The organism is Hyunsoonleella pacifica (genome assembly GCF_004310335.1).
GTDB classification, from domain to species: Bacteria; Bacteroidota; Bacteroidia; order Flavobacteriales; family Flavobacteriaceae; genus Jejuia; species Jejuia pacifica.
Window position 1 is genome coordinate 418541 of sequence record NZ_SIRS01000004.1, and the last position, 12959, is coordinate 431499.

The window sequence follows — 12959 nt, forward strand, 5'->3', positions numbered from 1 at the left end:
TATATTAGAATAATTTATTATAATTTAGTTTCCTTATAATTTAATACTACACAATGAAATTATTTTTTTTCCTCATTACCTTTACTTTCTATATGATTAGTTATGCTCAAATAGCACCACTTTATGTAGGCACATACACAAAAAGCAATAGCAAAGGCATTTATAAGCTTAATTTTAATACAGAAACTGGCGAGTTAAGTGATTTAGAATTAGCTATCCCAATTGACAATCCCTCGTTTTTAACTTATGCACCAGACAGGAAATACCTGTACTCTACCAATGGTAGTAATAGCGGTTTCATCTCTTCATACAAAATAAATGACGATGGTAGCTTGTTACTATTAACTCGCGTTAGTAGCAAAGGTAAAGGCCCTTGTCATATTGCTATACGGGAAGATGGTAAAGCAGTTGCTGTGTCAAACTATGTTGGCGGTAATATTGCAATTTATCCAATAAATGATGATAATAGTTTAGCAGAAGCATCTCAAGTTTTTAACCAAAGTAGTGATGATAGGGAATCTCATGCGCATTCTTCATTATTCTTTAAAGACGAATTGTTTGTAGCTGATTTGGGAAGAAATACCGTATTTCAATATGTAATGCAGGACAATAATTACCAATTAAAATCTGATGCTCTCGTACAAACTAAAGGCAACCCTGGTCCTCGCCATTTTAAATTCACTAAAGATGGAAATTTTTTCTATGTAATTAATGAATATGGAGCTACCATTACTAGCATTAAACGCACAAAAAAAGGATTTAAACAAATTGATGAAGACAATACATTAGCGCCTGATTTTACTGAATTTAATAAATGTGCTGATATTCACATATCTGAAGACGAACGTTTTATTTATGGTTCTAACCGAGGCGAGAATACTATTGCTGTTTTTGAACGCAATACCAAAAACGGAAAACTCAATAAAATACAAAGCATATCTGTGCATGGCGATTGGCCTCGTAATTTTGCGATAGACCCTACAGGTAACTTTCTTCTAGTAGCCAATATGAGAACTGAAAATATTGCAGTATTTAGTATTGATAAAAATGCTGGTACACTTAAGTACTTACATGATTTTAAAGTACCAGAACCAGTATGTTTATTATTTTAAAATTCGACAATAAATAAAATACTGATTTTTAAAAAAATATGGTATATTTGCGCCCTCAATAAAGAATTCGTTTTCATTTATTTGGAAATAGCACAAATTCTTTATTTAGATTCCCGATGTCTCGGGAATGACAATTACAACGGAAACCTTGAAGCAAAAACTTCAAGGAATTTTTTTCAATTAATAACCGAGGTCGGGAACCTCAAATAATTAATTATTATGCCAGTAAAAATTAGATTACAAAGACACGGTAAAAAAGGGAAACCTTATTACTGGATTGTAGCAGCAGATTCGCGCTCAAAAAGAGATGGTAAATACCTTGAAAAACTAGGTGCATACAATCCAAACACTAATCCAGCAACTGTTGAATTAAACGTTGATGGTGCTGTACAATGGTTACAAAATGGTGCACAACCAACCGATACAGCAAGAACACTTTTGTCTTACAAAGGTGCTTTGTTAAAAAATCATCTTGCAGGTGGTGTTAAAAAAGGTGCTTTAACTGAAGAGCAAGCAGAAGCGAAATTTAACGCTTGGTTAGAAGAAAAAGCTGCTAAAATCCAAGCTAAAACTGATGGATTATCTGAAGCTGAAGCAAAAGCTAAAGCTGAAGCATTAGCTGCTGAAAAAGCAGTTAACGATGCAAGAATAGCTGCAGCTGCTCCTGTTGTTGAAGAAGCAACAGAAGAAGATGCTCCAGCTGCTGAAGCAGAAGCTTCAAACGAAGAAGAATAAAAAACTAATTTTTTATACTTTTAAACTCCGATAGTACTATCGGAGTTTTTTTGTGAAATAGTATTTTACAAAATAAATACGTGATTGAACAAATCCCACAAATGTAGGAATCTCATAAATTTTGGAAAAATCTTAAAAAGATTCCCGCCTCCGCGGGAATGACAAAAAATGCATTTTCAATGAAAAAAGAAGAGTGTTTTTATTTAGGAAAAATTGTTAAAAAGTATAGCTTTAAGGGGGAAGTATTAGCAAAATTAGATACCGATGAACCTGAGCTTTACGAAAATTTAGACGCCATCTTCTTGGAACTTAGAAATAATCTGGTTCCCTTTTTTGTAGAACGCTCGCAACTACACAAATCCACATTACTACGTCTAAAATTTGAAGATGTAGATACAGAAGCTGATGCAGATGCTTTAATGAAAAGTGGTTTATATCTACCTCTAGCTTTATTACCAAAGCTAGAAGGCAATAAATTTTATTTTCATGAAGTGATAGGATTTAAAATTACAGATTCAAACTTTGGAGATGTAGGTATCATTAAAGCAATAAATGATTCAACTGCTCAAGCACTTTTTGAAATTGATCGAGAAGGAACAGAAATACTTATTCCTATGAATGATGAATTTATTGTAAAAGTAGATCGAGCGCAAAAAATCATTCTAGTTGAAACTCCAGAAGGTTTAATAGACCTTTATTTGTAATCCTAAGCTTCTAAAACTGCTTTCGTCTCTATGATACTTATATTATTTTGAAAATCATCGCGCTGCCCTATTAACAGTTTACAAACCGATACTGGTATGTGTAGTTCTTGTAGAAAATTATTATAGTTATCAATACTCATCTGTTCAACATTACATATATGTCGTAATATGTTATCTACTTCGTTATCCATCACTAATCTATTGATGACATCTAAAAACTGATTATTTACGCTGCTTAATCTATCTTGAATTGATGGCACACCTCCCATATCTAAAATTTGTGCTTTTAAATCATTACTAAATTCACTGCGTTGAAAACTATACCGTTTTAACAAAGCTTCCAATTCAGCACCTAAAGCAATATGAGAAGACATTTCATAAATGGTCTTCATCTCATGGTTTAACTGCAACAAACTGTTTAATTTTTCTAAATTTCTTTTTAAATACCTCATATTCTTTTTCTTTAAAACAGTTCCGTAAATACATACATATATTTATATACGCACGCCTTTAGTAAAACGTATATCTTAAAATCCATTTTTAACATTTTTTAATATAATTTCAGGTTATTTTTACCAAAATCATTTTCTAAAATCATTGTAGTGGAAAAATCAACTTTTAGATTTAAAGAATTTGCAGTTCAACAAGAAAGGTGCGCTATGAAAATTGGTACTGATGGGGTTTTGTTGGGCGCTTGGACCTCAGTAAAGCATAATCCCTATAATATTTTAGATATTGGTGCTGGCACAGGAATTTTAAGCCTTATGATGGCGCAACGTACTAATGCAACACAAATAGAAGCTATAGAAATTGATGATGATGCTTATGAACAGTGCGCTGAAAATTTCGAAAACTCTCCATGGAATGACAGACTCTTTTGTTTTCACGCTTCCTTACTAGAATATATTGAAGCTGTAGATGAAAAATTTGACCTTATCATTTGTAACCCTCCTTTTTATTCTGAAGATTATAAAACACAAGAAACATCTAGAAATTTAGCTCGTTTTAGTGACGCTATGCCACTAGAACATATCATTTTTGCAGTTATTAATCTTCTATCAGATCAAGGCAAATTTTCTATTATTATACCTTATAAAGAAGAACAAAAATATATAGAAGAAGCTAGCCTTATTAGGCTTTTTCCAAATCGTATTTTACATGTTAAAGGCAATCCTACTTCTAATATAAAACGAAGTCTTATTGAGTTTTCTTATCACGAAAGTGATATAAAAGTGAGTGAATTGATTATTGAAACAGATAGGCATCAATATACTGATGCGTATATCAACCTAACTAAAGATTTTTACTTAAAAATGTAGAAGTTTTTCACGTTTACCAACTTTAATCATTACAAATTCTTCAAAAAACCCTGTTTTTAATTTAATATTTTCAATAAATTTGATTTATACATGAATAAAATCAAATTTTATGAAGCCAGATTTATTCGAAGCTCCCGATTATTACAACGTAGACGAGTTACTTAATGATGAGCACAAGTTAGTGCGTAATGCAGCCAGAGAGTGGGTAAAACGTGACGTTTCTCCTATTATTGAAGATTATGCACAAAAAGCAGAATTTCCAAAACAAATTATTGGAGGTTTAGCAGAAATTGGGGCTTTTGGTCCGTATATACCTTTAGAATATGGAGGTGCTGGTTTAGATCAAATAAGTTATGGTTTAATTATGCAAGAAATTGAACGTGGCGATTCTGGAGTACGATCTACAGCATCTGTGCAATCTTCCTTAGTAATGTACCCTATTTGGAAATATGGTAACGAAATACAGCGTAAAAAATACCTACCTAAATTAGCCAGCGGGGAATGGATGGGATGCTTTGGATTAACAGAACCCGATCATGGCAGTAACCCAAGTGGTATGACCACAAATTTTAAGGACATGGGAGACCATTATCTTTTAAATGGTGCAAAACTATGGATTAGTAACGCCCCTTTTGCTCAAGTAGCCGTAGTATGGGCTAAAAATGAAGAAGGTAGAATTCACGGACTAATTGTTGAGCGCGGTATGGAGGGATTCTCTACTCCTGAAACTCATAACAAATGGTCGCTTCGTGCATCTGCAACTGGCGAACTTATTTTTGATAATGTTAAAGTACCTAAAGAAAACATATTACCAAATAAATCTGGATTAGGTGCGCCATTAGGCTGTTTAGACTCTGCACGCTATGGTATTGCTTGGGGCGCTATTGGTGCTGCTATGGACTGTTACGATACCGCATTACGCTATAGTAAAGAGCGCATGCAATTTGGAAAACCCATTGGGCAATTTCAATTACAGCAAAAAAAATTAGCTGAAATGATTACAGAAATTACCAAAGCACAACTACTCGCTTGGAGGTTAGGCGTATTACGTAATGATGGCAAAGCTACCTCTGCACAAATCTCTATGGCAAAACGTAACAATGTAGATATGGCCATTAATATCGCCAGAGAAGCTAGACAAATGCTTGGTGGTATGGGCATTACTGGAGAATACAGCATTATGCGCCACATGATGAATCTAGAAAGTGTAATTACCTATGAAGGTACTCATGATATCCATTTATTAATTACTGGTTTGGATATTACGGGATTGAATGGGTTTAAGTAGAATACTTCTAAGTGTTTTCGTGATAATGTATAATAAAGAGTTTTGTTTTTTTCCAAAACCATAAAAGTTTACTTCACTACTAATTCGTAACAATATTCAGGAACAACTTCATATATCTTATACAATATACCATTGAGGCTATATTAATACCTACAATGATATAAATAACTAATTTATGACAAGTAAGGATATCTTCAAATAAGAAAAAAGTAATTGATATAAATATTGCAAAAAAACCACTATAAATAGAATATCTTAGGGACCTAAATAGGGACTTCATACCATCAGATTTTCTGATAAAATCTAATTTCTCACTTCTGTAAGAATTCAATATTGTTGCTGTTGTCAAAATAAAACCGATAATAATACTAAAAGCAGTAATAAAAATTTCAAAAAATTTAGGGAACTTTAGATTTACACAAAACCAAGTAGAGCAACAATAAAGAAAAAGCGTAATTATTATAGATATAATAATTGGTATAGTAAAAGCCTTGGTTATCATTATTTTTGCAAAAGTTCTAGTTGATTTCGATTCTTAATAAAATCTTTTTTCAGTTGTTCATATTTACTTTTTATTTGAAAATTCCCGATAGTTCTTGTTTTTTTAATAGTCAGTTGAGTTATTAACCTATTTGAAATCAAATCAAAGACATGGGTATGATCAGAATCAACATCAATTCCTGTGATTCGCAAATTTTTCGCTAAATCCTCCCCTTTATCTGATTTATAAAACCATTGAGCCAATTGTCTTACTTGTTGTAAAGATAATTTGTTTTTCCGTGAACGGCCATTTGAAATAACAACTTTTGCATTAGCCCCTTTTAAATCTTGCATTAACTCCAAAAGACGGTAAGCATTTTTCTCATTTGGCTTTAAAATACCCATATCATTATTCGGTATTGCCAAATCCATTTCAATCCTTGTATATTCATTTGAGTTTAGAAACTTAACGTATTCGTCTGGCAAGACTACATCTTTAAGTGTAATATGCGGCAACTCAAAATTACGAATTAAAAATTTTAAAACTGATGAAGGTGAAGTGCCTGGCTTTTTTGATTCTAAGCCAAGAATTCTAGTTGTCCTATCATAAATAAATGAGCTATCGTATCCTAATCCATCATAGTCACCTATTTTCAATTTTGAAGGTTTATTTTTTTCAGGGTCATATGAAGGAGGGATATTAGAAGTTTGATTATAAACAAAAGTCCCGAGGATATATCTATTTTCAATTTCCTTTATATCGTATATACTTATGTATCCATCTGAATGAGCTATATTATGGAACACTTCTTCATGATAAGCAAAAATCTTAGAATCCATTATTTTTAAAAGAGACTCCGCTTCTTCTTTAGGCAAATATTCGTCAGATGGGAAAATTTGATAGTAATATACATTTGTTGTTTTGGTAGCTTCCATTAAATAAATATTTTTTGTTGAAAAAGTAACTAATACTTTTTAGCGCTTAAAAAGGAGAAGTTAAATGTAAGAATATTAAATCGATTTATGTAATCCAAAAGATAATATTTTACCATATAAAAAAATGAATGAATTCATTCAATAACGGATAGTCCATTTTAAGTATGAAATACCGCTTAAATACCAAAAACAATATTTTGAAGCCTCTAATCCAGAACCTTCAAACTTCAATTAACCCAATCATTATTCCACAAAAAATTTAATTAACACCACTACATCGTTTTAGTAATAAATATAACCGCAAAGTGATTTTTGTCAGGTTTTTTCATGAATTCTAACTCTAATTTTGTCTTGAACATGAATGTATTCATACACCATTCAATAGTTAAGCATCATGAAAGATTCAAGAAAAGACATTATCCAGTTTACCAATCTACAACTCGCTGCTTTAGGTCAGCCTACATTCAAAGATAAGGACGATAGCAGTATTAAATTTTGTGACCCAGAGTTTGAAAAAACTACCAAACCACTCATTATGAGTTTAAGGGAGAAGTCAAGATTACTCGCGGATCATTTATCCCCTGCCGACTCCAGAATTCAAAGTTTTATAGATAGCTATTTAAAGGATATTTCTATTGACAAACCGTATAAATTGCCTAATAATACACTGATACTTTCTAAAAAAGGACAAGCCAGAGAAGTTAGCCTACCTCCTGATGGGAATTCTTTTGAAAGTGATTTGGTAAGCTCTAAGCGCCTAAAACAAGGTGTTTTGAATAATCCATTACATGACAAAAGAACTACTAAAGGTACATTTCATATTGTTGAAGGCCCATTACCTGTGCCTTTGGATAAAAAAGAAGTACCAAAAATTGTTCTGGCTCATTTTTTAAATGAAGCTTTTAAGCCTTCTGATGATTTAAACACCTTACCATTTACTTCAAACCAAAAAGAAAAAGCAAGAACTATGGTTTCTATGCTTTTAAGACCAACAGTTTGTCCTGAAGTAAAAGATATTATTTCAAAAAAAACTTTAGAAGTACGTTTTTTTGCTCCTGGAAATTTAGTTAGCAATTTAGATTTTGTTGAAAATATATTTGGTAATGCTGGTAACCCCAATTTAGCACACAACGATGCTGCGTTAGATCCAGAACACTGGACGGGGCATACAGGTTGTATCATACTAGCACCTCAGTTATTAAAACTTAAAAAGAAAGAGGTGGGATTACCCTATTTTAATGATGCTACTGAACGTCAGAAAAAAGATGGCATGTGCTGGAAAGATGAAAATGAATTATATAATGAGGGAGGTGCGTTTAAAATTACATGTAGAGATGATAGTGGCGTAGTAATAACCCTAATTGCCGATAACTACTATGGCTATTCTAAAAAAGAAATTAAAACACAAATTAGCTATTCGGCTAATCTATATGGTGTTTTAGAAGAAGAGCATGCTGGCGGCGCTATTGCTTATGCAAGACGTGTTATGGGAGACACCGTTAATTGCGAGGATTATAAAGTGTATTACGGGCTAGATCATACCATCGAAGATGTGAAAATTTTATTAGGAGACCGTATTGAGGTACAACCTGAAAATTATGCCATAGATAAAGTCTACCCCAACATCATTTATATTCCAGAATCATCTTATTTTGATACTAATATCAACAGTATTTCCTGGGATCATAAGGGAAAGAAACAACAATTAAAGTTATCGCCTTACAAAACCTATATACATCCTTCAGGTAATAAACTACGGTTAGAAAAACATAAATCCGTCGATTTATGGCGTATGGTTGAAACTTATCCAGAAGGCGTGTTTTGCCATAAACCTTGTACGGTTTCTGGTGGTGGTAAATCGGAAATCTCTAAGTCTATGCAAAATGCTATTACCTATAGCAACTTTAATATTCACAACATAGAAAAAGATTTTAAAAAGGCTGATGAAATTATAGAGTTTGATTATTCAACCCGATGGAAAGATAAAAGTAATAATAGACCAAAATCCAGAGCGTTATTGAGTGAAAAACGCACTTTAGGTTCTGTTGTAAAATTACTAACACCATCTGAAGAAAACTCAGAAGAATTTAACGAGTGGTTAAAAAACATTCCTGTTCATGTGCGTTCTTTAGTGTTATTTGTTAAACGTTTATTTAGACAAGCTCATGGGGCTAACTTTAACTGGAAAGACATGATGTCTGTAGAAACCATTAATGGCGTTAAAGGCACATCTCTTATTTACAATAACAATCCCGTAGTCGGCAGCTATGTTAGAATTGGTTTTAACCAAGAAGGCAACTGGATGTTAAATAAATTACGTTCGGATTTTTCGGCTTCGGAAAAAATTCAAACTGAAGATGATATTTCAGCATCTATAACATTACCTAAACATCAGTTCAAATATCTAAATCCGGAATACCCTAACAAAAGCGTAAAAGTTCTTGTAAACTGTGAAGCGCATTTATTTCAAAGACCAGATGAAGCTATTGTACGTGGTTATGATAAAGGTGCTGAATTGGATATTATTTCTGATGGTAGATTTTTAACTAACTACGAAATGTTGACCAAACAAGATGCTATTGAAATATATGAAGACACTATTAATTTTGATAAATATACACAACCTGTTCAAGATTTTATAAAAGCCATTATTGATAGTGACGACAAGGATATTCAATTTGTATTACCATCACACCCAAGAATTATTGAGGATGGTTTACCTACAAAAAATCCGCGTTATTTAGAACCTAACAAGTTTTATAATGAAACCGAAGCGTCCTATATCTCTGATATGGGTGTACGTTTGAAACGAAAAATTAAGCTGGAAGATCCTGTAATTCATACAGTAAATGCAGTGTTACCTGGTAGAAGAAACAATCCTGTTGATAAAAAAGCAGGTATTAGGCCTTTAGCTGTGTATAACCCAATTCATTATCAAGAAACTCCAGAGTTATTTATGGATTTTATCTGTAGCTTAACGGGTAAATCACCATCTACTACAGGAGCTGGATCGGAGGGTGCTTTAACCAAAGCACCGTTTAACATGTTGACACCAACAACTGATTTAAATAATGCTTTACTATCACATATACTTACGGAGTCTAATGGGTTTAGTACTGCTGCGGGTTATGTAGGTGCTGAAAACAAGATAGACCATGACGTTAGTTTATTAATCCCCGAAATATGGGCTAGAATGGCTCCTGAAGATAGAGACCCAAAACATCTTATTAAAGTTGGGGCTTTAGAAAAACTAGAAGATTTTGAATATAACGGACAAAACATACTAGCAAGCAGATTGGGCTATAGAATTACTGAAAAATTTAATTTACTCTGCCTAAACCGAATTTTTGATGAACCCACAGCCGTGTTTAACGAGCGCATGCTGAAACCAGAATTACAAGGTATGGAAGATTATGTAGATGGCATTAACAATATAACTGAAGCACAGCAAAAAGTAGCCCTCAATTATTTTGAAGATGGTAGTGTTGGAGCGGCTATTCCTCCATTAAAAATACTGCTACACATTATGGCTTATGGTAACTATGAAGGTAAAGGTATTAGCGATCCTGAATTACGTAAATTCTTTGACAGAGGTTATGTTGTAAATAGCGATTGGTATCAAGAACGCTTACACTTGAAACAAGAAAAAGACATCAAATTTTACGAATCGCAAATTGATTATTTAGAAGATTTTATAGCAAACCCAAATAACAAGGATTTAGTTAAAGAAATGCAGATAAAACATAGACTAACGTCTGTGAAAGCGTTGTTTTCCAAAGTAAAATCTGAAGCGTATTTAAAAGATTTAATTGGTACCATTGGAGCAGACCCTTTGTAAAGAAAAGCAGTCTAATAACGAGTTAGTTAATTTTAGTTATTTGTTTTTAATCTGGATGATATATGTTACATAATATCATCCAGATTTTTTTGTTTCAACTATAGCTTCAACTATATTTGCCGAAAATTTTAAGTCTTGCACAAATTCACTGCTTTATGTTTTGCCTTTTTATACATGATTGCCATGTTAAGACCTGTGCAGCCCTACATTGAATATGTGCTAAATCAAGACTATATTGCTGAATTTTTATGTGTCAATAAAGACAAACCTAAGTTGCAATGTAACGGAAAGTGTCATCTGGCAAAACAAATTGAAAAACAACAGGAAAATACACCTCTTACTTCCTTGAGTATTTCTTTAGAAAATTATCCTATTGGATTTGTATCTATTTTTAAAATTGAAGGTTTAAACAACCTCCTACCTTTAAAAAAGCTAGAGTGTATCCCATACCATATATTATATCACTTTAACTATAACAGCAGTACATTTCAACCGCCAGACGCTGTGTAATTATTCTTTCTAAATATTCTTTTGCGTTAGGGATAGAAGCGACATCCTTTTTTGTTTTTCTCAAAAAAGATATAGCGGATAGCCCGACCCTTGTGGTAACCTGCCTACCGGCAGGCAGGCGCTCAAATAATTACATTAAAAAATTAATCTAAACTTAAAATGAAACATATAATCATTGCAATACTGTGTATTGTAACATCATTAACTTTTGCACAACACGACAATCATAATACCTCAAATTCAAATTTATGGTCTTCTAGTAGACCTGATGGACATGCACCTATAGCTGTTATGGCAGACCATACACACCACAAGGGAGAATTTATGTTTTCTTATCGCTACATGACCATGGATATGCGTCAATTAAGACAGGGCACGAACGATGCTACAGCAGCAGATGCACATGCTAACTATATGGTAGCGCCTATTGATATGATAATGAACATGCACATGCTGGGTGCTATGTATGCACCTTCTGATAAAATTACATTGATGGCTATGGCTAATTACATTGAAAACGATATGAATTTGCAAATGCGAAATGGGAATGTATTTTCTACAAATACTTCTGGGCTTGGGGATGTTATGGTAAGTGCGCTTTATAGCATTTTTAATAAAAATAGAAAAGCGATGCACGCACAACTGGGTGTAAACATACCTACCGGTAGTATAGAAGAAAAGAACGTACTGCCTGTATCCATGGGTAATGCTGTACAATTACCATACCCTATGCAAATTGGAACTGGTTCTTTTGGTGCTAAACTTGGGTTAACGTATTTAGGACAATGCGATTCGTTTTCTTGGGGACACCAACTAACAGGTATTGTAAACATTAACGATAACGACCAAGATTATAAATTTGGAAATCGCTACAGCTTTAACAATTGGATTGCAGCCAAAGCTGGGGACAACTTAAGTGTTTCTGTACGTCTACAAGCCCTTTTAGTTGATGAGATTGATGGAGCTAGCCCGTTATTAAACCCAATGATGGTAACTACCGCCGATACTGTAAACTCTGGGGGTACTTTTATCAATTCTGGTTTTGGATTGAACTATATGATAAAAAATGGGGTTTTAAAAGGGATTCGTTTAGCTAGTGAGATTACCACACCGCTTTATCAAGATTTAAATGGTATTCAATTAAAGCAAAATTATAACATAACGTTTGGTATACAATATGCTATGCATTAACGATTACACTTAATGCAATTGTAAAAAAGCGTTTTCCTAAATTGGGAAACGCTTTTTAATTGATTTTTAGCTTTTAAAGCCGTATCTTTAAAAGAAAAATGAAATTGAATCGTTTATTGCTAAACGTCGTTTTAGCAGTTTTTCTGTGTGTGAGTTGTTCTACTAATTCTCAAGAAGACAATGTTAATGACACAGAAACTAAAAAGCCCTTAAAAATTATTTCACTAGGAGACAGTTACACTATTGGTGCAAGTGTATGTGATACTTGTAGATTTCCTGAACAACTTAAAGATAGTTTAAAACTAATAACTAAAAACGACAATATAGCTTTAAAAGTTATTGCTACAACCGGATGGACTACCAGTGCTCTCCTCAATGCATTAAAGGACAATACTATTGAAAACGATTATGACTTAGCTACTTTATTAATTGGAGTTAACAATCAATTTCAAGGAAGACCATTTGAACAATTTGAAACACAATTTCCTGAGTTAGTTAATAAAGCTATATGCTACACAAAGGGGATTAAAAAGCACTTAATAGTAGTTTCTATACCAGACTATGCATACACGCCTTATGGTGCTGGAAGAGAATCTATCTCTACAGGTATTGATAAGTATAATAACTTTATTGAAGCCTATTGCAAGCAAAACGATATAACCTATGTTTATATTACTGATATTACCAGGTTAGGTTTAGATGAGCCTAACTTGATTGCGAGCGATCGTTTACACCCTTCTACCTTAGCTTACTCTAAATTTGTGAGTCGTATTTTACCATATGCACTTGAAAAAATTGGCTATAATAGTAACTAAATTACCTATATTAGCCTAAACACTAGTGGGC

General features: G+C 33.0%; 11 protein-coding genes. 9 read left to right on the forward strand and 2 right to left on the reverse strand.

From position 1 onward, the window contains the following. The first annotated feature begins 53 nt into the window (after positions 1–53). From EYD46_RS11105 to rimM, 3 genes are all read left to right on the forward strand, one after another. Entirely contained in the window at positions 54–1112 is a 1059-nt protein-coding gene (locus EYD46_RS11105) for a lactonase family protein (protein ID WP_130937218.1), read from the forward strand. Between the two features lie 219 nt (positions 1113–1331). Further along, the gene (locus EYD46_RS11110; RefSeq protein WP_130937219.1) at positions 1332–1847 is read left to right on the forward strand and encodes a 30S ribosomal protein S16; all 516 of its coding nucleotides are present in this window, start codon (positions 1332–1334) and stop codon (positions 1845–1847) included. A gap of 179 nt (positions 1848–2026) precedes the next feature. Beyond that, entirely contained in the window at positions 2027–2551 is a 525-nt protein-coding gene (rimM, locus tag EYD46_RS11115; RefSeq protein ID WP_130937220.1) for a ribosome maturation factor RimM, read from the forward strand. Positions 2552–2553: 2 nt separating this feature from the next. Here the strand turns inward: rimM and EYD46_RS11120 are convergent, their stop codons facing one another. After that, positions 2554–3003 (reverse strand): DUF2383 domain-containing protein, encoded by a 450-nt coding sequence (locus EYD46_RS11120; RefSeq protein ID WP_130937221.1) that lies wholly within the window; start codon positions 3001–3003, stop codon positions 2554–2556. Between the two features lie 207 nt (positions 3004–3210). Between EYD46_RS11120 and EYD46_RS11125 the strand changes: the two genes are divergently transcribed. Together EYD46_RS11125 and EYD46_RS11130 are read left to right on the forward strand one after the other, a co-directional pair. Continuing rightward, positions 3211–3870, forward strand: coding sequence for a tRNA1(Val) (adenine(37)-N6)-methyltransferase (locus EYD46_RS11125; RefSeq protein ID WP_130937397.1), 660 nt, complete (start codon positions 3211–3213; stop codon positions 3868–3870). Between the two features lie 109 nt (positions 3871–3979). Next, entirely contained in the window at positions 3980–5158 is a 1179-nt protein-coding gene (locus EYD46_RS11130) for an acyl-CoA dehydrogenase family protein (RefSeq protein ID WP_130937222.1), read from the forward strand. 501 nt (positions 5159–5659) lie between these two features. Here the strand turns inward: EYD46_RS11130 and EYD46_RS11135 are convergent. Beyond that, positions 5660–6574, reverse strand: a complete 915-nt coding sequence (locus EYD46_RS11135; protein WP_130937223.1) for a DUF6731 family protein — start codon at positions 6572–6574, stop codon at positions 5660–5662. A 394-nt stretch (positions 6575–6968) separates the two neighbouring features. Between EYD46_RS11135 and EYD46_RS11140 the strand changes: the two genes are divergently transcribed. The 4 genes from EYD46_RS11140 (at position 6969) to EYD46_RS11155 (ending at position 12928) form a co-directional block, all read left to right on the forward strand. Then, positions 6969–10412: a hypothetical protein gene (locus EYD46_RS11140; RefSeq protein WP_130937224.1), complete on the forward strand. Its 3444-nt coding sequence runs from the start codon at positions 6969–6971 to the stop codon at positions 10410–10412. Positions 10413–10547: 135 nt separating this feature from the next. Continuing rightward, on the forward strand, positions 10548–10922 hold the full coding sequence (locus EYD46_RS11145) for a hypothetical protein (RefSeq protein ID WP_130937225.1): 375 nt from the start codon (positions 10548–10550) through the stop codon (positions 10920–10922). A gap of 159 nt (positions 10923–11081) precedes the next feature. Continuing rightward, entirely contained in the window at positions 11082–12113 is a 1032-nt protein-coding gene (locus EYD46_RS11150; protein ID WP_130937226.1) for a transporter, read from the forward strand. A gap of 98 nt (positions 12114–12211) precedes the next feature. Further along, positions 12212–12928: an SGNH/GDSL hydrolase family protein gene (locus EYD46_RS11155; protein ID WP_130937227.1), complete on the forward strand. Its 717-nt coding sequence runs from the start codon at positions 12212–12214 to the stop codon at positions 12926–12928. Positions 12929–12959: the final 31 nt, after the last annotated feature.